The 22047-nt window shown below is 37.5% G+C and carries 24 protein-coding genes; 18 read left to right on the top strand and 6 right to left on the bottom strand.

What is annotated here, in order from left to right; translation table 11 throughout:
* Nucleotides 1-268 precede the first annotated feature (268 nt).
* The 3 genes from M899_RS13070 (at nucleotide 269) to M899_RS13060 (ending at nucleotide 3342) form a co-directional block, all read left to right on the top strand.
* Nucleotides 269-508, top strand: a complete 240-nt coding sequence (locus M899_RS13070) for a DUF5522 domain-containing protein (RefSeq protein ID WP_081653835.1) — start codon at nucleotides 269-271, stop codon at nucleotides 506-508.
* A 138-nt stretch (nucleotides 509-646) separates the two neighbouring features.
* Nucleotides 647-2836, top strand: a complete 2190-nt coding sequence (locus M899_RS17910; RefSeq protein ID WP_021271790.1) for a methyl-accepting chemotaxis protein — start codon at nucleotides 647-649, stop codon at nucleotides 2834-2836.
* Nucleotides 2837-3009: 173 nt separating this feature from the next.
* Nucleotides 3010-3342, top strand: a complete 333-nt coding sequence (locus tag M899_RS13060) for a hypothetical protein (RefSeq protein WP_021271832.1) — start codon at nucleotides 3010-3012, stop codon at nucleotides 3340-3342.
* 33 nt (nucleotides 3343-3375) lie between these two features.
* Here the strand turns inward: M899_RS13060 and M899_RS13055 are convergent, their stop codons facing one another.
* Together M899_RS13055 and M899_RS13050 are read right to left on the bottom strand one after the other, a co-directional pair.
* Nucleotides 3376-4185 carry a hypothetical protein gene (locus M899_RS13055; protein ID WP_021271726.1) on the bottom strand — a complete coding sequence of 270 codons (810 nt, stop codon included), beginning with the start codon at nucleotides 4183-4185 and terminating at the stop codon, nucleotides 3376-3378.
* On the bottom strand, nucleotides 4169-5110 hold the full coding sequence (locus M899_RS13050; protein WP_021271788.1) for a type I phosphomannose isomerase catalytic subunit: 942 nt from the start codon (nucleotides 5108-5110) through the stop codon (nucleotides 4169-4171). The genes M899_RS13055 and M899_RS13050 overlap by 17 nt, the downstream gene beginning before the upstream one ends.
* Before the next feature lie 150 nt (nucleotides 5111-5260).
* Between M899_RS13050 and M899_RS13045 the strand changes: the two genes are divergently transcribed.
* Entirely contained in the window at nucleotides 5261-5944 is a 684-nt protein-coding gene (locus M899_RS13045; protein ID WP_196801771.1) for an LON peptidase substrate-binding domain-containing protein, read from the top strand.
* On the opposite strand, the gene M899_RS13040 is transcribed toward M899_RS13045, so the two are convergent.
* Nucleotides 5941-6501: a diacylglycerol/polyprenol kinase family protein gene (locus tag M899_RS13040; protein WP_021271879.1), complete on the bottom strand. Its 561-nt coding sequence runs from the start codon at nucleotides 6499-6501 to the stop codon at nucleotides 5941-5943. The two genes, M899_RS13045 and M899_RS13040, sit on opposite strands and share 4 nt — an antisense overlap.
* Nucleotides 6502-6783: 282 nt before the next feature.
* On the opposite strand from M899_RS13040, the gene M899_RS13035 reads away from it, so the two are divergent.
* The 8 genes from M899_RS13035 to M899_RS13000 are packed head-to-tail and all read left to right on the top strand — an operon-like array spanning nucleotide 6784 to nucleotide 14586.
* A complete protein-coding gene (locus M899_RS13035) occupies nucleotides 6784-7716 on the top strand; it encodes a P-loop NTPase (RefSeq protein ID WP_081653834.1) in 933 nt (310 codons plus the stop codon).
* Nucleotides 7717-7731: 15 nt separating this feature from the next.
* On the top strand, nucleotides 7732-8391 hold the full coding sequence (locus M899_RS13030) for a helix-turn-helix domain-containing protein (RefSeq protein ID WP_021271937.1): 660 nt from the start codon (nucleotides 7732-7734) through the stop codon (nucleotides 8389-8391).
* A 2-nt stretch (nucleotides 8392-8393) separates the two neighbouring features.
* Nucleotides 8394-9428 (top strand): RluA family pseudouridine synthase, encoded by a 1035-nt coding sequence (locus tag M899_RS13025; RefSeq protein WP_021271840.1) that lies wholly within the window; start codon nucleotides 8394-8396, stop codon nucleotides 9426-9428.
* Entirely contained in the window at nucleotides 9428-10009 is a 582-nt protein-coding gene (locus tag M899_RS13020) for a polyphenol oxidase family protein (protein ID WP_021271871.1), read from the top strand. Before M899_RS13025 ends, M899_RS13020 begins: the two co-directional genes overlap by 1 nt.
* Before the next feature lie 16 nt (nucleotides 10010-10025).
* A complete protein-coding gene (locus M899_RS13015; protein ID WP_021271827.1) occupies nucleotides 10026-11177 on the top strand; it encodes a vitamin K epoxide reductase/DsbA family protein in 1152 nt (383 codons plus the stop codon).
* Between the two features lie 4 nt (nucleotides 11178-11181).
* Entirely contained in the window at nucleotides 11182-11988 is an 807-nt protein-coding gene (locus tag M899_RS13010; RefSeq protein ID WP_021271892.1) for a TatD family hydrolase, read from the top strand.
* Nucleotides 11989-12012: 24 nt separating this feature from the next.
* Nucleotides 12013-13203: an MFS transporter gene (locus M899_RS13005; RefSeq protein WP_021271819.1), complete on the top strand. Its 1191-nt coding sequence runs from the start codon at nucleotides 12013-12015 to the stop codon at nucleotides 13201-13203.
* Nucleotides 13204-13251: 48 nt separating this feature from the next.
* Nucleotides 13252-14586: an MATE family efflux transporter gene (locus tag M899_RS13000; protein WP_021271930.1), complete on the top strand. Its 1335-nt coding sequence runs from the start codon at nucleotides 13252-13254 to the stop codon at nucleotides 14584-14586.
* A gap of 28 nt (nucleotides 14587-14614) precedes the next feature.
* Here the strand turns inward: M899_RS13000 and M899_RS17905 are convergent, their stop codons facing one another.
* Entirely contained in the window at nucleotides 14615-15142 is a 528-nt protein-coding gene (locus M899_RS17905) for a hypothetical protein (RefSeq protein WP_021271887.1), read from the bottom strand.
* Between the two features lie 328 nt (nucleotides 15143-15470).
* Between M899_RS17905 and M899_RS12985 the strand changes: the two genes are divergently transcribed.
* Both M899_RS12985 and M899_RS12980 read left to right on the top strand, forming a co-directional pair.
* A complete protein-coding gene (locus M899_RS12985) occupies nucleotides 15471-15839 on the top strand; it encodes a hypothetical protein (RefSeq protein ID WP_155897213.1) in 369 nt (122 codons plus the stop codon).
* 116 nt (nucleotides 15840-15955) lie between these two features.
* Nucleotides 15956-16360 (top strand): hypothetical protein, encoded by a 405-nt coding sequence (locus M899_RS12980; RefSeq protein WP_021271747.1) that lies wholly within the window; start codon nucleotides 15956-15958, stop codon nucleotides 16358-16360.
* Nucleotides 16361-16389: 29 nt separating this feature from the next.
* Here the strand turns inward: M899_RS12980 and M899_RS12975 are convergent, their stop codons facing one another.
* Entirely contained in the window at nucleotides 16390-17361 is a 972-nt protein-coding gene (locus M899_RS12975; RefSeq protein ID WP_021271857.1) for a hypothetical protein, read from the bottom strand.
* A 149-nt stretch (nucleotides 17362-17510) separates the two neighbouring features.
* Here M899_RS12975 and gap point away from each other — a divergent pair, with 149 nt between their 5' ends.
* From gap to tpiA, 3 genes are read left to right on the top strand one after another with little or no spacing between them, the layout of a single operon-like run.
* Complete coding sequence (gene gap, locus M899_RS12970) at nucleotides 17511-18527, top strand: type I glyceraldehyde-3-phosphate dehydrogenase (protein ID WP_021271902.1); 1017 nt, start codon at nucleotides 17511-17513, stop codon at nucleotides 18525-18527.
* Nucleotides 18528-18529: 2 nt separating this feature from the next.
* Nucleotides 18530-19723, top strand: a complete 1194-nt coding sequence (gene pgk / locus M899_RS12965; protein ID WP_021271776.1) for a phosphoglycerate kinase — start codon at nucleotides 18530-18532, stop codon at nucleotides 19721-19723.
* Nucleotides 19724-19747: 24 nt separating this feature from the next.
* Complete coding sequence (tpiA, locus tag M899_RS12960; protein ID WP_021271736.1) at nucleotides 19748-20506, top strand: triose-phosphate isomerase; 759 nt, start codon at nucleotides 19748-19750, stop codon at nucleotides 20504-20506.
* Here tpiA and M899_RS12955 read toward each other — a convergent pair.
* On the bottom strand, nucleotides 20503-21486 hold the full coding sequence (locus M899_RS12955) for a succinylglutamate desuccinylase/aspartoacylase family protein (protein ID WP_021271846.1): 984 nt from the start codon (nucleotides 21484-21486) through the stop codon (nucleotides 20503-20505). The genes tpiA and M899_RS12955 overlap by 4 nt on opposite strands.
* Before the next feature lie 206 nt (nucleotides 21487-21692).
* Here M899_RS12955 and secG point away from each other — a divergent pair, with 206 nt between their 5' ends.
* Nucleotides 21693-22034 (top strand): preprotein translocase subunit SecG, encoded by a 342-nt coding sequence (gene secG / locus M899_RS17900; RefSeq protein WP_021271853.1) that lies wholly within the window; start codon nucleotides 21693-21695, stop codon nucleotides 22032-22034.
* Nucleotides 22035-22047 lie beyond the last annotated feature (13 nt).

Raw genomic sequence — 22047 nt, 5'->3', positions numbered from 1 at the left:
ACTTGGGCGTCATAAAGTTCACAAGTCATGAGAACTTTTACTAAGCAGAAAAAAAACTGACCACTATTCTCAAGTTAAACTCAATTTTTTGACTTACCTCTTTACGACTGGTCTCAAGTTAGATACTTTTTGGCTCCTTTTTCATCAGACTCACATGGATGGAAAAGGAAGAATGATAAAGATTTAAAAATCTCGCACACACAAGCGGCCTTCAGAATTGAAGGCCTTTTTTATTGCCTTTCCCCGCCTCCATTATTAAATTAACTCCATGAGCAAGAATATGACCCTTGTAGAGGGGGAAGACTATTACATTAATGATGATGGACTTATGGTCTTTACGGAGCTCTATCACTTAAAAAGAGGCCACTGCTGTAAAAGTGGCTGCCGTCACTGTCCTTACGCCCGAAAAATTGACCCAAATATCCCTAGTGAGCTAATTGACTCTTGGTCATCAAATGGAGATGAAATCGAAATTTATGACGGGGAAATAGATGAAGAATTCCTATAATTTGCCTCAAAATCGTGGAATTATTCAAAATTTTATACCAGCAAACAAAATATCTCTAAAACCAAATCCCCCAAATCCGATAAAAAGATGAGTCGTTATATAATGTGGTGACTAAACTTCATAAATAGGATTGGGAATATGGGATTATCAAATGGCAATAAGCTAAGCCTGTCGTTTAAGGTTTACTCTTTGGCCGCACTCGGAATGTTTAGCGTTCTTTTTGTTGCTGGTACAAATTTCTTTCTAACAAAGAAAACTGACAAAACGTTCGCCATAGAAAAAGATTTAAAATCCCTAATTTCTAAACTAGATCAAGAAAAAATTCTTCGTGTAGAATTTCTTTTGAACCACGACGAAACTTACTTGAAGGCCATCCTTGATGAACAAACAAAGGCGAATGAAATTCTCGCCACCATCAAGAAAACAGAAACCAACGACAATATCGCCAAAAAATTACTCGCCCTAGAAACTGAACTCGCTAAGAAAAATAAAATTTTCGAAGGCATTTCAGTAAAAACCGTAGAAATGAAGAAAAACGAAAATATCACAGTTTCTTCGGTTTATAATATGACAGGCGCTCTAAGTGAAATCATTGCAAAGATTGAAGCAGAAAAAGAAGCAGCAAGAAAGGCGGGAGACACACTAAGTCCAGATAAAGAAGAATTACTTTCTCTTCTAAAAGATGGAATGATTAATACAAAGGATGTCCTGTTCACTTTTAATGGCCTACTACTTGGGAAAAGAAGTAAGGGATTCACTGAAAGACAAACTAATGTTAGTGACAAGCTTGCATTAAATAAAACAAAAACGGCCATTCTCCTCTCAAAACTTAATATTCCGACATATTCTGAAAAATATGATGCCTATACAAAAAGCTTTGATACTTTAAATGGTGAATTTTCAAAAATTTTCAGTATCTGGCAAGCAAATGAAGATTTTAAATCTAAATTTGAAGATCAAGAATTTGAAGTTGATGGGGCGATTTTAGAAGTTCAAAAAGATCTTACAGATTACGTTTATTCAAATGCTTCTTTTTTCAAAAATATTTCAATTATCTTCTCTGCTTTGATGGTTCTAGTTCTAGCAATTGTTTCTTATTTTATTGTAAAGCCAATGAACAGAGAACTAAATGCAATCGTTACTTCATTAAGAAGCTTTGCAAACCTTGTCTTCACTAGCTCTGAAGAATTTATGAAGACAAGCCAAGACCTGTCAGAGTCTTCCAATCGCCAAGCATCAAGTGTCCAGGAAACTGTATCTTCATTAGATGAGATCAGTGCCATGGTTCGCTCAAACGTTGACGTTTCAGAGAAGTCTAAGGATCTAACAAAAGAGCTAATGCAAACTGCTGATCAAGGTAAGCAAGTTGTTACGACAATGATGAAATCAATCGAAGATGTTAGTGCTAGTAATGAAGATATTATGAAGCAGATGGATAAAACAAACGATGAAATGGAAAATATCTCAAAAGTAATTGCACAGATTGGTGAAAAAACGAAGATCATCAATGATATCGTTTTCCAAACAAAACTCCTCTCTTTTAATGCTTCAGTAGAAGCGGCAAGAGCTGGTGAGCACGGAAAAGGCTTTGCTGTAGTTGCAGAAGAAGTTGGTAACCTTGCTCAAGTTTCAGGTAATGCTGCAACTGAAATTTCTAATATGCTTGCTGAAAGTATAAAGAACGTTCAGACAATGGTAGAAGGAAATAGAACACGAATTGAATCTCTCATTGATAATGGAAAGCAGAAAGTTAAGCATTCTTTAGAAAGCGCTAATGAATGTTCTGATGCACTTGAAAATATCATTACTAAAGTTGTCTCAGTGGATGAAATGACTGCACAAGTGGCCGTTGCCTCTAAGGAGCAATCAGAAGGAATTACAGAAATCAATAAGGCCATGGGATATATTGACCAGTCAACGCAGGAAAATACGACAATGGCCAATTCTACATCTGTAAACGCTCAATCTCTAAACGACCAGGCAAAGACTTTAAATAAGAGCGTTGATTCTCTTCTGACGATTGTAAATGGAGGGAAGGCCTCACATTTCAATGCAGAAGATTTTGAAAAGAATTTCGAACACAATGATAAATATGAAGAACCAAAATTTGAATCTGTAACTTTTGATGATGACGAGCTTCCAAGTGATGATGACTTTGTTGAAGTCAAGGCCCAAGAAATTAAAACCGTCCAACCGAAAGTTTCTGAGAAGGTTGTTGAAATGAAAAAAACACCAGCTCCTCAAAAGACAGATAATTTTGAAGAGTCTATTACCGCAAGTAGTGTCATCCCAGATCGTAATGATGACCGCTTTGAGGATGTTGGCTAATTAAATACAATTCCAATATGAGGGGCCTTAACGGGCCCTTTTTTTGTCTATTTTTTAAACAGTACAAAAACTTTACACACACTCCTGCTCACCTAAGTCCCTATAATCTTATCGTAATTTTTGGCATCTTCCTTGCTGTAGTATTAGTAGCTACTTTTAGCGGGGAGAAAGACATGAAAACACTAATTTTAACACTTACACTTCTAACTTCATTTACAAGCCTAGGTGCTGTTAAAGACATTATCTGCTCGACTCCGAGAATGAACAAAGTCTTCATGATTAAAAATAGTAAGATCATCATGCAAGGAAGAGATCTAGCGAGTGTTGAGGGAGTTAGAACTAAAGATATTGGTGTTGGATTTACGAAGTATTTTAATCACGAAGGGATGAAGCACAAACTTCATATTGAAAATAGATCTTCATTCTCTGATTTTAATGATTATATCTCAATTAGAAATAATAAAGGTCACGAAATCACTTACCCACTTACTTGTGGACTAAAATAAGGGTCAGCTTGTCTGACCCCCCTCTTCTTTTTCTTAATTTCTTTTCCACTTAAATTGATCCCACTTATTGCCTTCATCATCAGCAGGTGGAATTACAAAATTTTCACAACCTTGAAGATCAGAAATAACTTCTTTTGTGACTTTTAAGATGTGAGGAACAAGAATAAAATTTGATACAATGTCTTTGTTCTCAGAATTATAAAGTGCGATTTCAAAAGAATAATCACCTTGTAACGACTGTCCCCCATTTAAAATAGTGGAATCATATCCAAATTCAGTGACCTTACCAGATGCTTTTCTAAGCTCTGATAGACTTGCAAATAGCGGCTCCATTTCATAATTTTTTTCAATTTCAATTTCTTGCATTAAACGATTATGTCCCAATGCTGGGCATGGAAAAGATTCAAACCTTTTTGATATGGCCGCCGCAGAATAATAGACCGAAACAAAACCGTTTTCCATCTGTAGTCTTCTGTATTTTGAATCAGTATAACGACCAGGAATTGAGATTGGGATAAAAACTTGCCCGACGATTGAAGAGCTTGCAAGACTTCTTCTTTTGACGACGACTAACCATGAATTAACATTGAAGCGGCTAATTATTTCATCTAAGGCCTGAGTATCAAGTTTTGGAAATTTGATACTCACCCTAAAACCCTTAGAAAGGATTTGATCTTTTTTAGGGCCGACATGCCAAGCGACGATAGTTTCCTTGTGCAAATCCATTGCAGCAGGAAAAACTTTGACATAACTTTCAGTTGATTCAATTTTAGAGGCCTTGTCACAGGCAACTAGAGAGAAACAACACAGCCCAATAATGATTAACTTAGGTAACGAAAACATAAGAGCATCTCCCTTCAGTGGAAATTTCAAGCTCGTTCACATCTAGTTTTATTATAGCAGATTCAAAAGCATTTAACTTTTGTACTTGGTTTTTTGAAGAAATATTAATATTCCCCTCTAAGCACACAACCGAAACGGCCCTCTTGCCTGTCAATTGATGCTTGTTAAAACCTTGGTCGAGGTTCACCAAGGAAACATTGAAGTCTCTATGAGAAAGCACCTCATTCGAGCCTTCACAGAAATTCAAATTCTTTCTTATTTTGAAATACTCGTCAGTATTGTGATCACCGGCAAAATCGAGAATATCCATGGCCTTTTCAATATGAAGAGCTCTAGGACGCCCATCCTTTTCAACTCTATTCCAATCCCAAACTCTGTAAGTTATCCCTGAGCTTTGTTGAATTTCAATAAGAGTTATTCCTTTTCCAATTGCGTGAATACTTCCAGCAGGAACGACAAAAAGGTCTCCCTTTTTTACTTCATGAAACTTCAAATAAGGAGTGAGATCTTCTTTATCATCGACGGCCTTTTTAAATGTCGTTGCATCAACTCCATTTTCAAAACCGAGATAAATTCCGGCACCTGGATCAGCATCAGTAATAATCCAACACTCAGTTTTACCAATGGAGTTTTCTACTCTTTTGGCATATTCATCATTGGGATGTACTTGAACTGATAAAAAGTCATTGGTATCGATAAATTTAATGAGATATGGGAGTTCATTCTCAGAGTAATAATTACTAAGATTCTCTCCATTCATAAGAAACGATGGTCCCTCTGGATGAATAGAGACTTCCCACGTTTCTCCTAGTGGATTATTGTTGGCACTAACATTTGTGCTTTCTAACTTTTTCTTTGACAGCTTTTCTCCGCCCCAAATCTTATAAATATATGACGGTTTCAAAGGGTTGATATCATTCAACATATTAGTCTCTTTATATTGTCTTATTTGTCATCTCTTAGATTTTCTCAAGTTATCCACCCAATTTCAAGGTAAAGAGTACAAATGACTATAATCAATGGAAATCGGCAATATCGTCCGTTTTCAACAATTCTTTTCCCTTACAATAAGCGTATGGCAAAAGAATTAGAAATTATCCCTATTCTTTCTATTCCAGGAGTCGTGTTCTTTCCCAACACGTCCTTACCACTTTTTGTGGCCGAGCCCCTTTATATACAACTCATTCACGACTGTATAGAAAATGGTACGGCACTAGGCATTGCCATGGCAGAAAACGATATCTATTACAGCTCAGGTAAATTAAAACCGAAAAATATTTTTGGGCTTGGTAGACCTATCATCTTAGAAGAGCTCGATGATGGGTCTTTAAAAGTTCTTATTCGCGGCATTGGACGTGGAAAAATAATTGCGGAACACCAACATCTCCCCTATCCAACATATCTCATCGAGCGCTATTACGATAAGAGCGATGGACTTAAAATTCATGGCCCACGAATCACCAGACTTAGGGCCATACTTGATGAGTGGCTCGTAGACAATATTGCAGAACCCATTGAACGAGAGGCTTTTCTAAGAACGCTCACTTCTATCTACCATGTGGTGGATTATATCGGTATGTTTCTAATTCAAGATAAAGAACTCAGACAACTGTTGCTGGAAAATGAATCCATAAATGAACGTATTTATATGCTCAACATATTACTCAAAGAAGAAAACCCCTTCACTGAAGATAAAGGGGTATTATCGGCAATTAAATCATTTGAGAGCTTAGAAAAGCACGCAAAGATTGGTCATTAAAAAATTGGAATAAAGAAATTAAGTAGTGTTAGGCCCAATCCTGATACGAATGGGATTGTGAAATTGTCATCAACAACAACAGAGCACAATTCAGACACAGAACCAATAATTCCTGCAAAAACAGCAAAAATAATTAAATTGATATTTGGCTCTAGAAAGTTAATTCCATAAATGAGTGTCACAAAGAAGCAACAGATAAAACCTGCAGCACTTCCTTGCAAAGACTTGTTTGGCATAATTTTGTCTTTGCCATAAAGAATACCAACAAGTGAGCTCAAAGGATCAGAGAAAGTTAAAAAATAAAGAGATAATATGGCAATCTCTTCTTCAAATAATAAAAACGAAAGACCTACCCCCATAACAAAGAAAGGCAGACCACTTACATTTTCACGCTCAGACTCTCTCATAAAAGGACCCATGACTCTCATCACTGGACCATTAAGCGCGCCAGAGCGAACCCTCATTTTTTCGAACGTATAAGCGACGATGGCAAAGATCACCAAGTACTTACCAGCAAGCTTCGCATCCACACCGCTTGCATAATAAGCATAAAGCATCGATAGCCCTGAAACTGTATGCCACAATTTCCTTAGTAAATGTAGGTCAGACCTTTTATGTAATTTAGTCGAATCAGCAATCATCTCTCTCTCCATCATTCTCAAAAAATGCTGCGCGCGGCAGTTTACACTTTCATGAAACCTTAAGGCAAGTGTATGACGCAGTGATCGTGTGTAAAAAAGTCACGTTTAAACCCTTACATTCCGTGATTTTGTTCCTATAATATTGAGCATTAGTACAATTTTAATGAAAAGGTAATAACTTTGACACACATAGACAACATGGACAACAGTGGAATGCATCTTTTAGATGGCCACAGAAATATGAAAATTTGGGCCATTGGTGGTGGAAAAGGTGGAGTTGGAAAAAGTCTTGTGACGGCCAATTTGTCAATCTGCTTGGCCCTTATGGGTTATCGCGTAGTGGCCATTGACCTAGACCTTGGTGGGGCAAACCTTCACACAACTCTTGGTGTGCCAATTCCTGATAAAACACTCTCTGACTACTTAACAAAGAAAGCAAAAACTTTAGACGAACTTCTAACTCAAACACCAATTGAAAATCTTTCAATTATTAGCGGTGCTCAAGACGATATCGGAATTGCAAACCTAAAGCAGATGCAAAAGCATAAGATTCTTTCAAAGCTAACAGAACTCGAAGCTGATTATATTCTGCTAGATCTTGGTGCTGGAACAACTTACAATACTCTAGATTTCTTTATCTCTGCTGATCAAGGAATTCTTGTTGCTCTGCCTGAGCCTACTTCTATTGAGAACACATATAGATTTTTAAAATCTGTTTACCATAGAAAGCTTGCTATGGCAGAAGATCTTCTTGAGATTGGACCAATGATTGATCAAATAATGAATGCTAAAATTTCTCAAAATTCTACACCTGCGGATCTTGTGAATAAAATTATTGAGTCTAATCCACAGATGGGACATAAATTACAAAATGAAATTTTAAAATTGAATCCGAAACTCATTATCAATCAAGTAAGAACTCAGGCCGATATTGATATTGGATTTTCAATGAAAATAATTAGTAAAAAATATTTTGGGATTAATTTAGATTATACTGGTTATCTCAATTACGATGCAACAGTTTGGCAATCGGTGAAAAAAAGAAGACCTCTTTTGATGGAGTTCCCAAATTCTGCACTCGTTAATAACTTTGATCAAATCGTTCACAAACTTTTAAATATCTCACGATAGAAAGGATCACTAGACATGGATAAGTCTAACAAAAACTATTATGAAGTTCTTGAAGTTCCTACGACTGCCACTCAAGAGGAAATTCAAAGAGGCTATCAGCAGGCCAAAAGTGCTTATTCGCACGACAGCCTTGCTCTTTACTCACTTATGTCTAAGGACGAATGTGAGAAAATTCTTGCCTCTATCGATGAAGCTTACTCAATTTTAAGTGATCCAGCCAAAAGACATCAATATAACGAAGCAAGAGGAATTAAGAGTCTTGATCAAGAAGAACTCTACCTTAAAGAAAGAGAGAGAAGAGAAAGTCAACGCATGACCGCTCCTGTGAAAAAAGAGACGAGCATGACTAAAATCGTTGCCGCTAAGAAATTCAATCTCGACTACAATAAGAATGCAGACTTCGAAGAAAAAATTGAACTTACTATTGATTTCGCTGGAGACTTCCTCAAAGAAATTCGTGAGTACAAGAACGTTGATATTAATCGCATGGCCGAAATGACTAAAGTTTCTAAGACCTATTTAATTAATATTGAAAATGAAGCTTTTGACCAATTACCAGCAACAGCATATGTTCGTGGTTTTGTTTACCAGTACGCAAAATGCTTAAAGCTTAACCCAGAACTCGTGGCCAATTCTTATTTATCAAGAATTAAAGAGGCCAGAAGAGAAGGCTAATAATGTCTGAACTCATTGATTCTTTTCTTGAGGATCCTGATTACGATGAAGCCACTTCAATAGTTCTTCATATCAGTGAATCTGATCACGACAATTTCAAAAGACTCGATCAATTTCTAAATGAAAAAATGAAAGATCAAAGTCGTTCTTTTATAAAGGCCCTTTTTGAAAAAGGGCTTATTACCTTCTATGGAGAAGGTAGTGAAGGAAAAAAGTTAGAGTTAAAAAAGATGCCTCCAGCGGGCTCGAGTATTCAAATTATCATTCCTCCACCAAGACCGGCCGATGCAGCTCCAGAGAATATTCCATTAGAAATTCTCTACGAAGACGAGCATCTTGTTTTTATCAATAAACCCCAAGGCATGGTCGTTCATCCTGCACCAGGAAATTATACTGGAACGCTAGTAAATGCCATTCTTTATCACTGTAAAGACATTAAAGGTGTAGGCGATCAAAAAAGACCAGGTATTGTTCATCGCTTAGATAAAGGCACAAGCGGGGTTATGATTGTAGCAAAAGATCAAAAAACTCATGAGGGTTTGGTAAATCTTTTTTCTACCCATGATATAGAAAGGCGCTATGAGTGTCTTGTGATGGGAACAAAAATGCTGGCCTCAGGTAAACTAGAGTCCACTATTGGTCGCCATCCTCATAACCGTCTTAAAATGGCCGCCAATGTTCGCGGTGGAAAAAATGCTATTACTTTTTGGAAAGTTCTCGCCCATTACGACAAGATGACTCATATGGAAATGACTCTTGAAACAGGAAGAACTCACCAAATCAGAGTGCATTTAACTGATTTATTAAAACACCCAATTCTCTGTGATCCACTTTACGGACACCCGGCCGAACATCTTCAAAGATTGGGACCTGAGTTTAAGGCCTTATTAAAAGATGTAGAGCATCCATTTTTACATGCGAAAGTTCTTGGCCTAGTTCATCCTATAACTGGTGAAAAACTACGCTTTGAAGCCAAGCCTCCAGCAATATTCACTGAGGTAATTGAGTTGGCAAAATCAGTCATGGAGAAAAAATAGTGGCCAAACTTATCTTTGAAAAAGAACTCATGGATTATAAATTTCAAGTTTACGACGATAGGCCTGAATTTAAATGCCATGAAGTAAAGCAAGTTCACGGCAACGAGGTTCATCTTATCTCACATGAAATCAAAGAAGGTGATGCTCTTGTATCACCTCATGACTTTAAAGTGCCACTTGCCATTAAAACTGCAGATTGCCTCCCTATTGCGGCCATTGGCGTCCAAGGCGTCGCGATGATCCATGCTGGTTGGAAAGGACTAGAGAATAAGATCCTTTTCGATAAGAAGATTTCATCTCTGATGCCCACACTGTTTTTTATTGGGCCGCATATAAGTGAAAATCACTATGAAGTTGGGCAAGAATTTACAAATATTTTTCAAAACCAAAACAACTTTACCCATAAAGATGGCAAACTATATTTTAGTCTTTTTAAAGAAGTTACAAATCAAATCCTCTCTTATTATCCAAACTCGTTAGTGTTGGATGCAGGAATTTGTACTTTTGCAGACGAAAATTTTCATAGCTATCGACTAAATAAAACTGAAAAACGAAACTGGAATATTCTAGTAAGAAAATAAATTTGGAGAAAAAGTAATGATTACGACGAAATCAGTGTACAGAGAAGGCACAATTAACATCCATGCTTTGCTTATGCTTATTGCCGCCGCCATGATTGGTGTATCCATTTATCTAACAAACCACTATTTTGCTGTTAAGTTCCCAACGGGTCTAGATACAGTAAGTGGTCTATGTGATTTTGGAAGTTTTTTCAATTGTGATACGGCCACAAATTCTGCGGCCTCAAATATCGCAGGAGTACCAATTTCAATTTTTGGAATCCTCATTGGTATTTTTATCTTTGTAGGGTTTGCTCTTAAAAATGATGATATGGAAGGAACATTATTCCAAGTTCTTGCAGTAAATTTTGCAGGATGTGTTCTGCTATTTCTGTACTCTTTAATTGCTCTTGGTTCACTGTGCCCATTTTGTACTGTGTATTACATCCTATCAGGATTAGCGTTCTATATTTTCTTTAAATATTCGAACAACCGTCTTATTGCGCCAATTCCTCTCGCTTCATACGCAGTTGTAACAGCGCTTGTTTTTGGTGGTTTTTGGTTCAATATCAACTCAATTCGCGAGCAAGCAAGTAAAATTGAACAAAGTGTTGTAGGTCAATTCCGTGCTCTTCCAAACCTTGGAAAGCCAGCAAAAGATAGTCCGTTTAGAATTGCCAGCGCTTCTGAAAAATTTGAAGATGCCCCAATTCAAGTGACTATGTTTTCAGACTTTCAATGCCCTGCTTGTAAAATGATTAGTGAGCAGGCCCACCAAATTGCTTCTAAATATGCTGGTAAAATCAATATCCAATATGTTTTCTATCCACTGGATATGAATTGTAATCCTGCGATTGATAGACCTTTCCACGACCTTGCTTGTAAAGGGGCTTATCTTGCAACTTGCGTAGGTCCAGAAAAATTTGCAAAAGTTCACGATGATATCTTTGCGAACCAAGCAAATCTTACGGGTGAATGGCTAGATAATTATGCAAAAAAAGAAGGCGTTACTGAGTGTATTACTAAAGAAGAGACGAAAAAGACTGTTATGGACTTGATTTCACAATCGAATCCTTTCAATGTGAGATCTACGCCGACAATCCTAATAAATGGTGTTAAAATTGAAGGTGTAAGACCACTAAATCAAATTTATGCCATCATGGATGACATTTTAAAAAACGCAAAATAGGCCTATGAGCAAAAATAAAAAAAGGGAGATTCCAAACTGGAATCTCCCAATTATCGAAACACACTGTCACCTAGACTATCTAAAACAAGATTCATTAGAAAATATTCTCGCAAAATCCCGCGAAGTTGGGGTTGAAAAAATCATCACCATTGCTGTAGAACCAGAAAATCTAAATTCAGTTTTAGAGCTTGCAAGGGCCCATGGGAATATCTATTGCACTCAAGGTCTTCACCCTCACGAGGGGAAACTTTATACTGACGAAGTTGAAGCGCTCATCCTAGAAAATCTAAAAGATGAAAATGTCGTGGCCGTTGGAGAAATTGGTCTCGATTTTCACTACAACAATTCTCCAGAAAAAGAGCAAAAAGATGCCTTTGAAAGACAATTGCAAATTGCCTGTGATTACAACAAGCCAATTGTTGTCCACACTAGAGAGGCCGATGAAGATACTAAGGCGATCTTGAAAAATTTTTCAAATTCACTAAAAAGAAAAGGTGTTATCCATAGTTTTACATCTAGTACATGGCTTGCGGAGTTTTGCTTAGAAGAGGGATTCTCAATTGGTTTTAACGGAATTATTACCTTCAACAGTGCTCAAAATGTTCGAGACGTTCTGAGTATCACTCCCCTAGAAAGAATTCTTGTAGAAACGGATGCTCCATTTCTAACGCCAATTCCCTTTAGAGGTAGAGAAAATGCTCCTTTCTATTTACCGTTTATCATAGAGAAAATCGCAGAAGTTAAAGATTGCTCCATTGAACAAGTGTTAGAAAAAACTTATTTCAATTCAAAAAATTTATTCGACATATAGAGCTTCATCCCAGACTATTATGGGATGAAGTCCCTCGAAGGAAATATCCTTAAAAGCTACTTATTTCGTTTTTTCTATATGTTCCTTGTGATCATTCCTGTCATCATTCCCTTTTTTCTTTCTAAAGGGTTAACGATGTCTCAAATTTTTATGCTCCAAGCGACATTTGGAATAACTGTTGCTCTTTTCGAAGTTCCTTCTGGCTATTTAAGCGATCTATGGGGTCGAAAGAAAACAATGATAGTCGGATCAATATTCGAGGCCTTAGGATTTTCATTTTTACTTTTTGCTGACACCTATGTGGACTTTATAATCTATGAAATTCTATTGGCCCTTGGTTTAAGTTTAATTTCGGGAACAGATATTTCAATACTCTATGACAGTCTTGAGTTCACTAAGGCCGGAAAAGAAAACACATCGAAGGCCCTCTCTCAATTACAATTTGTTTCTGCTCTTGCAGAAACACTTGCCTCAATCATTGGAGGACTTCTCGTATTAATTTCTTTCAAGGCCGTAATCATTGCAAATTTCATTGTTGGTTTTTTTCCACTCTTAGTTTCTTTAACATTAGTAGAGCCCCCTATTGAAAAAATGGAGAAGACTAAGCACAAAGAAAATTTCAAAGTCATTCTTCACCATATTTTCAAAAAAGATCACATATTAACATTAGTCTTTTTTAACCAGATCATTTGGGGACTAGCGACTTTTGTAGCCGTTTGGATTTATCAAAAGTATTGGCAAGACAGCGGTGTAAGCATTGCCTATTTTGGGATAATTTGGGCCGCTTACAATCTCACTCATGGCATTGTCAGTAAATGGGTACACTTCTTTGAAAGAAAGGTTGGTGCCAGTGCACTAATTATTGCACTTTCTCTTTTACCTATCGCAGGTTACATGGGAATAGGCTATTTTTCTGGAGTGATGGGGATTGTCATTGGATTTCTATTTCAATTTAGTCGTGGAATCACTCAAGTTCTATTAAAGGATGCTCTCAATTGGAGAACACCTGCAAGCTACAGGGCCACAGTGAATTCACTTGTTAGCCTTTTCTTCAGACTTGGTTTTTGTTTAATTGGCCCCCTGACAGGGCTTTTTATCGATAAAATCGGTCTATCTAATTCAATGTACATTCTAGCAATGTTTTTCACTCTAATGTTTGTTTTATTTACGATTCCTCTTTCCTTACGAGTAAAAAAGATTATCCCAGAAAGTTAACTATAAGATGCATTGCCCTTATTTTTTAATTCCTGTATACCTTTTCATATGATTATCTCAACAGTAACAAAAAGACTCAAAGAGCTTATCCTATTCACTATTCCACTCGTTATTGGCCAAGTTGGACAGATGCTTTTTAACGTCGGCGATATTTTTGTTGCCGGTCGCTACTCAACAGAAGCTGTATCATCAATCGGTGTTGCCTCTGGTATAGTGGCCCCTTTTATTATGATTGGGATTTCTACTCTTTTTTCAGTGAGTTCAATCACAGCAAGAATGCGCGGTGAAGAAGTTGATCCTCATGAAAATGGCGTCTGGGGAAGTTCTCTATCACTGGGACTAATACTAGCGACAGTTATTTGCACCGCCCTGCTTGTTTTTACTTTCTTTGTAAAACATATTGGCCTTACTCCAGAGATTGTTCCCCTTGTTGAGACATATTTATTTTGGGTGAATATCTCTATTTTGCCTGCACTTATTTTTCAAGTCGCGAAAGAGTACTTACAAGCTTTCGATAAAACGATCTTTGCCAACGTTTTAATTATTTTAATGAATATTACAAACCTTGCTATGAACTACCTTCTGATGTTTGGTTACGGCCCTATTCCCGAAATGGGTATTAAAGGCGCTGCCATAGCTACTGTAATTACAAGATTCTTACTTGCGTTCATTATCATCATTTACGCTTATAAGAAGCTGCCTTTGGAGATTCACTTCAAAAAAGAATCTTTCAAAGAACTTATAAAACTAGGTTTACCTGTTGGAATGGGTACTTTTATTGAAGTGTTGATGTTCTCAACTGTGACTGTTCTAATTGGAAAGATGTCAGTGGTGGCCTCGGCCTCTCACAATATTGTACTGACAATTGCGGGTCTAACTTTCATGGTTCCTCTCGCTATTAATGGTACCGCTGGCGTAAAAGTAAGTTACGCTCTTGGTAGAAGAGACCGCGAACTCATAAAGAACTATGCATTTGGTTGTGTGTTTATGGCCGAAGCCTATATGCTCATTACTGCATCTTTGTACTTTTTATTTCCAAATCAAATTATGTCTCTTTTTACTTCAGACCCTGAGGTAATTAAATATGGTGCGGCCCTCTTTCTCTACGTTGCCCTCTTCCAAATTCCTGACGGATTACAAGTGACAATGTGGGGGATTCTAAGAGGTCTTGGAATTAGCAAATTACCGATGCTTTTATCGTTTTGTGGTTACTGGCTCATCGCAATTCCAGTTGGCCTTCTACTTGCTTTCAAGTTTGAGATGGAAGCAGCTGGTCTTTGGGCTGGGCTTGCCGTCGGACTTACAATTGCATCAACTATTTTGACATATCTTTTCAAGAGACGACTGCACGAACTTAAAATGATTTTAGATTATAGAGAATAAAAAGGAGATCAAATGATCTCCTTTTTTTTTAATGAGTAATAATCTGTTTTATTCCATCAATACTTGTAATCTTATTATAGGCCTCAGGATTCTTCTCTCGTACTTCACTCAAAATGATAATCTCTGGACTCTCATAAGAGTTAAGGTCAGTATGAATCTGATACTTCAGTAGCCAAGTAAATAAATTGCGGTAGTGCCAGAATAAATAAATCTCGCAAGCACTGACCACTAAGGGCAGCAATAAGCTTGCGAAAGAAAAATTCAAAAATACTTCAAATAAAAAAATGTTCATAATTACTGGCGCCAGAACAACGAGAGTCAGTGGCACAAAAATATTCATAATAAGTAGCGATCCACAAAGAATCTCCGTTCCCTTAAGTAAGAAAAAAAGATATCCCGTTTCTTTCATGGCGGAGATGAAGTTCATCCCTATTGTCGTTTGATCAGCTTGTGGCAAAAAATTTACAAATCCATCAAACCCTTTAATCGCGAGTACGGCACCCAAAAGAGTTTGAACAAAAAGAACGAATTTATTTCTCTTAGTTTTATTGTCCATAGAGGCCCCCTTTCCCCTATTCTAACACTGCTTAAGACCCTCTCTCTGGACATCATTTAAACTAAGGACTGTAAAAGACAACATTCTTAAAGAATGCCATTAAAAATTAAGAGAGTGCCCAAGTTTTGCCAAGCAGACCCAAATATTAACTCTCTTGAATTTTTTGAATTTAAAAAGAACAATCACAATTGAATCTTTATTTTTCATTGGAAAGAACAGCAAACCCCAACCAATTGAAATTACTAATCTTCCATATTTTTTACTCAAAAAGTATACCAAAAAGCTCAAACGCTCTAAAGCCCGACTTTTTTCCTCCGATTAGCTTTATATGAGAAAACTAATCAACTTTAAGACATTGCCCTTGTTATTCACCCTCTTACTAAGCACCAATGCATTTGCAGCAGGGCTGAATCTAAAAGTCGATGACTATAGGCCTACTGACTTTGAATACATGTTCGAAATTCAAAATAGTAAATTTTCAAAAGTTATTTTAGACTGCCAAAGTTTTATTAATGAGGTTCGCTTCTATCAAGACAGCTCAACTGTTCTTGGTAGCTTTATGCTTGATATACAAGAGTGTGAGGACATTCACTTCTCTATCGTCGAGTTAAAAGAAAAAGGAAAAACATCGTGTCTAAGACTGGACTTCGACAACCAAACATACGATGTTGATGAGGCCGACAAGAGCTGTGAATAGTAAAATTTACACGCTCCCCCACCATGAAGTAAAAATACTTCAACGCCTCTAGGCGAAGATTCAATAAATACCTATAGTGCCCCGAATGTAAAAACAAATTCATTTGGGGGCCATATATGAAATCAATTTTAGCACTTACTTTCGCCTTTATTTCTATTGCTTCATTCGCTGAAGGTAGCGGTTGTGAAGATAACGTTAGAAAAGCAAACATGGCCGTTCTTGAAGCGGGAAGAATCCTTAATTCTGTAAAAACTCTTTCAGACAAGATCGTGTCACCTACATGTGAAAAAGATGATGCCGTTATTTTATCTGAATTAAGAATTGCTGTTGAGTCGTTTGACTATCTATCAAAAAAAGCAAAGAACTCTCTTTTGACAGCTGAAGAACTTTATATTGAACAATACTGTGACTACAAAGATTCATTTGAAATTGATTCTGCAAGAAAAAGAGTTGCAGGCCTTAAGACAAATTCTTCTGAAGTTATCGCAAAAGCAAAAGCACAAATCGCTTGTCTTAAATAATAAAAAGGCCCTTGTAAAAGGGCCTTTTTTTATACCATCTGTCCTAGCTTTTCTATTCTTTTGAGATGTTTAAAATCATTCATTACTGTTCTTACGTTGTCGTAAATTTTTTCTTGAATATCCTTGGCCTCATCTAATTGAGTATGACTCTCAGGCCTTAATTCATTTACAACTTCTGTTCTAGAAATATCTCGTGCGATATTTGGACCATCATTGAAAAAAACATCTTTATCACCAATGAAATTCAAATTCTTTTTAACATTTACTGGAATAATATCATTATCAAATCCCACACTATCAAGCGTTACAAGAAGATCTACTTTTCTAAAACCATTTTTTAATGAGTTCAATTTATTCGCAATAGAAACTGCGGCATCTCCACCTAAACTATGCCCAACAAGAACGAGAGGAGTATCTGAAGGTCTGCGCAAAATTTCTTGTAAAACAGTATCTTCATCTTTCCATGAAAAATGCTCTGCCCCTTCAAGTTCTGCGACAAGATCAGGCAACCCCCCATCACTACTTATTCCGTTTAAATGTAGACCACTTATAAAGAAAATTCCTGGCCTATTGATCTCGTCCAACGTTTTGATTTCTACTGGTTTGACTTCATTAAGCGCCTCATTGCCAGAACTTGAGAAAGAAATGTCTGGAACAATAAGTCCGATTCCAGGAGTTGTTATTAAGTTTTTAGCAGCACCAAGCGCATCTTCGGCCAGTCTTTTGCCGGCGCCCTTCACTTCCGAGACATTTTGTTTAAGGTTTTCTTTGATGGAATCTTTTGAGATTTTTGCCTTTTCTAGCTGCTGCGCCTTCTGAACTTCTTTGGCCTCTTGTGAAATCTCGACCTTTTCCTGGGTCTTTGGCACTGCATCTTTGATTTCAGACCCTTTTTCTAGGTTTTTTAGCCCTTCGGCACTCTTTAGGGCCTGAATTCCAGGCCTCTTATTGATGTAATCTTGTTTGGTAGCGTAGTGCTTAACGCCTGATTCGAGCTTCATATCTTATAGCTTACCGCACAATCCGCCTATTCTTCGAGAGCAGGCAAAATCTGTCAAAATCGCGTCCCACACATAGCCCTTTTGCGTTATTTATGGCATAGTTCCCCCAATATTCTCTTATTTTATTTCAATCACTGTGGAGTACGGAAATGACCAAAATTAAAGTTGGTATCAACGGTATGGGAAGAATTGGTAGAACAGTTCTTCGCGAAATTTTTAACAGAAACATTCAAGATATCGAAGTAGTGGCAGTTAACAGCCCAGGTCTTCCAGAAGAATATGTTCACCTTCTAAGATACGACTCTGTATTTGGTAAATTTAATGCTGACGTTTCAATCGAAGATGGTCACATTCTAGATATCAACGGACATAAAATTACATTCCACAAATATCGTGACCCAGAAGAAATTCCTTGGGCAACAAACAAAGTTGATATCGTTATCGATGCAACTGGTGTGTTCAAAGATATGGCGGGCCTTGGTAAGCACATGAGAGGAACTGTTAAAAAAGTTATCATGTGTGCTCCAGGTAAAGACCTTGATGGTACTTTTGTTATGGGTATCAACGATGCTGACTACGATACAACAAAACACAACATCGTATCGAATGCATCTTGTACAACTAACTGTCTTGCTCCAGTTGCAAAAGTTCTTAACGATACTTTTGGAATTGAGTCAGGTTTCATGACGACTGTTCACTCATACACAGGTGACCAAAGAATCCTAGATTCTTCACATAAAGATCTTAGACGTGCACGCGCTGCTGCTGTTTCTATGATCCCAACAACGACAGGTGCTGCAAAAGCTGTTGGTCTTGTTATTCCTGAACTTAAAGGAAAACTTGATGGTTACGCAATTCGCGTTCCAACTCCAAACGTTTCACTTGTAGACCTAAATGTAACTCTGAAAAAGAGTGTAACAAAAGAAGAAGTAAACGCTGCTTTTAAAGCGGCTTCAGAAGGAGCGATGAAAGGTATCCTAGGATATACTACAGAGCCTCTAGTAAGTGTTGATTTTATGGGTATGAGAGAATCTTCAATGATCGATGCTGAGCTTACAAACGTAATGGGCGGAACAAATGTAAAAGTTGTTGCTTGGTACGATAACGAAGCTGGTTTCTCGAATAGAGTTATTGATCTTTGTTCATTCATCGGTCAAAGGCTTTAATCATGGCATTAAAGTACGTTGATGAAATTTCTTTAACTGATAAAAATGTAGTGGCACGTTTTGATTTTAACGTGCCTCTAGATAAGAATGATCACACTAAGATTACCGATACAACTCGTATCGACGAAGCCCTACAAACTATTCGTTATATTCTAGATAATGGAGCGAAAAAACTAGTTCTTATGAGTCACCTTGGTCGTCCAAGTGGTGACAAGAAAGAACCTGAATTTTCTCTAGAGCCAGTTGCTAAATATCTTGCAGAAGTTTTAGGCGAAGAAGTGATCCTTTCTGAATCTTGTACAGATTCAGGGATTAAAACTCTTCTGTCACTTAAGCAAAATAGAATTATCCTTCTTGAGAATCTTCGTTACCACAAAGAAGAAACAAAAAATGATCGTGAGTTTGCTAAGACACTTGCAACTTACGGAGACATTTATGTAAACGATGCTTTTGGCACAGCTCACAGAAAGCACGCTTCAACTTATGGTATCGTTGCATTCTTTAAAAATAAAGCTGTTGGTGGCTTTCTGCTAAGAAGAGAGATTGAAGCTCTTAACAAAGTTGTAAACTCTCCAGCTCAACCATTTGTGGCCATCGTTGGTGGCGCCAAAGTAAGTGATAAGATCAAAATTATTGAAAGACTACTTTCAAACGTTTCTGATCTTCTTATTGGTGGGGCCATGGCCTACCCATTCTTAAAAGCTTCAGGTGTTGATACTGGTATCTCACTTTGTTCTGACGAGGATGTTGCTCTTGCTACAAAAGTATTAAAATCTCCAAATGGTAAGAAAATCGTTCTTCCTAAAGACCATGTTTGTTCAAAAACATTTGGCGGAGATCCTCAAGTTGTTAACGATGCCAAAATCCCTGAAGATATGATGGGGCTAGATATTGGTCCTCGTTCAACAACTCTATTTAAAGACGTTCTTTTCAAAGCTAAGACTGTTCTTTGGAATGGTCCAATGGGATTATTTGAAAATGAAGATTATTCTGCTGGAACTTTCGCTATTGCTGAAGCACTTGCAGATAGCAAAGCATACACTCTAATCGGTGGTGGAGACTCTGTTTCTGCCGTTAAGAAATCTGGTCTAGCTGATAAGATGGACCATATCTCTACTGGTGGTGGTGCTTCTCTTGAATTCATCGAAGAAGGAACTCTTCCAGGTATTCAAGCTCTTAAATTTGGTATCGATTAAAAAGGATTTTAACGGGAGTCAATGATGACAAGAAAGAAAGTGATCTACGGAAATTGGAAAATGAATCAAAACCTTGCTGAAGTAAGAACGTTCTTCAATGAACTCTCTAGCTTTAAGCCAGATTGGAAATGTGTGGCAGGTATTGCTCCGCAGTTTATCCACATCCCAGAGGTGCTCTCTCTTGCTGGCTCCCTTAATGTTAAGGTAGGTGCCCAAAACGCCTCTCATAAAAATAATGGCGCATTCACAGGTGATATTTCTCCCCTATCTCTAACGGATATGGGAGTACACTTTACACTAATTGGTCACTCTGAAAGACGATCAATATTCAAAGAAGACGATGAACTTCTCAATGAAAAAACAAAACTTGCTCTTACTCATGGTTTAGAAGTTGTTTTTTGTATTGGAGAAACTCTAGAACAAAGAAAGAGTGGGAACACTTTCAAAGTCATCGAAACTCAGCTTGCAAACGGTCTCAAAGACCTTGAGAAGAGTTCATTGAAAAAAATCATTCTTGCCTACGAACCTGTTTGGGCCATCGGTACAGGTGTTACTGCGACTCCTAAACAAGCTGGCGAAGTGCATACATTCATTAGAAATTATCTAAAAGAAAAAACAAATTTTGATTCTGAGGAAACTGTCATTCTTTATGGTGGTTCTGTGAAGCCTGATAATGTTTTTGAACTATTAAGTCACGAAGATATTGATGGTGCCCTTGTTGGTGGTGCCAGCCTTAAGGCCCGCGACTTTGCGGACCTTTGTAATGAGGCCTCGAAGTTTTAATACTTCGAAGCTTCGGCCTCTAGCCCTAGGTGGAGAATGCGGTCACCCGCTTCACAACATGGGCTAACGTTCTTCCCAATCACAACCCCGTCATGATCCGAAATAATTTGATCTTTGAGTTCACCAAAGACATTGTAGATATTGGCAATTACTTGTCCTTTATGAATTTTATCTGTCAACATCGGAACTACGTCAATAATTCCTCCAGTCGTTGAATACAACCAAAAAGAATGATCACAAATTACTGAGTTCTCAAGATAGTTCTTCACTTTCCCAGGAATCATTTTGAGTGCCTTCATTGTATTCACAATACCATCTAACGTCTCATCGATTAGATTGTGTTGGAATGTATTTGGGTTTCCAATTTCAATGGTAATACTAGGTATCCCTTTTGAATTGGCCCACCCTCTAAGAGTTCCGGACTCATCATACTTTTGTACGATAATATGAGGGTTTTGACAGAAGGCCATTTTGCGAGTTTCTTGGTTATCGAGGTCCGCGCGAATATACAAACTATTCACCTTACCAAAACTCGCCGTGTGAAGGTCTAAGTGGTAGTCAAATTGCGATACAATTTTTTTCGTAAAGAAGTAACTATAAATCTCAGATGGCTTCCCTTTAGGCTTACCAGGCATTACACGGTTGATATCCACACCATCAGAGAAATAGCGCTGTTTATTCAAATAACCCGGGACGTTCGAAACAGGTACGGCAACGATCGTACCAGCAAGCTTTTTCACATCAATCTTATCAAAAAGCTTAAAAATTGTAGAAAGGCCATTGAGCTCATTTCCGTGAATGGCCGCCGTAATCCCAAGAGTCGGCCCCGGTTTTTCCCCTCTGGCAATAATCAATGGGACTTTGTAAGGAACCCCCATGGGGTTGTTTGAGATATGAATATAGAGCTTGTGAATCTCCCCTTTTTTCAAAGATGAGATCTTCAAATCCTCGCGAGACTTAATTTGTAGAATTTTTGTCATAAAATCACTCCTAATCTTCATTAGAAGGGCAAAACAAATTTTCGTCAATTAGGCCAAAAGCTCCCTAAGGTTTTGAAAATATAATGATTATAACTCAAGGGCCTTTATCTAAAATCTATTTAGTTCAGTTCTTCCCCTTGCCAACTAGCTAAAACTTCTGGTATTTTTTTCCCTTAGTTATCAACGAAACGATATAGGAAGTTCAAATGGTTACTTCATTGATGATTTTTCACGCTTTTATTTCGGCCCTACTGATTCTTTCAGTACTTATGCAATTTGGTAAAGGAGCTGAAGCAGGTCTTCTTTCAGGTGGAGCAAGTGATGCTGTATTCTCAGGCTCTCAAAAAGGAAATATCCTAACTAAGATTACAACAGTGCTAGTTATTATCTTCATTGGTAACTGTATTCTTCTTACTAAGCTACAAACAGGTAAAGACCAAAAGTCTATCCTTGATGGTGAGACGCCTATCGCAGCTCCCCTTAACTCGGATGCTACAACTCCTGTTGAAACAACTCCAGCGACAACGGCACCGGCCGAAGCACAATAAAAAAAACCTCCCG

The sequence above is a fragment of the Bacteriovorax sp. BSW11_IV genome (assembly GCF_000447755.1).
Classification (GTDB): domain Bacteria; phylum Bdellovibrionota; class Bacteriovoracia; order Bacteriovoracales; family Bacteriovoracaceae; genus BSW11-IV.
Note: the sequence above shows the minus strand (reverse complement) of the source record. Positions and strands in the feature narration are given on the sequence as shown.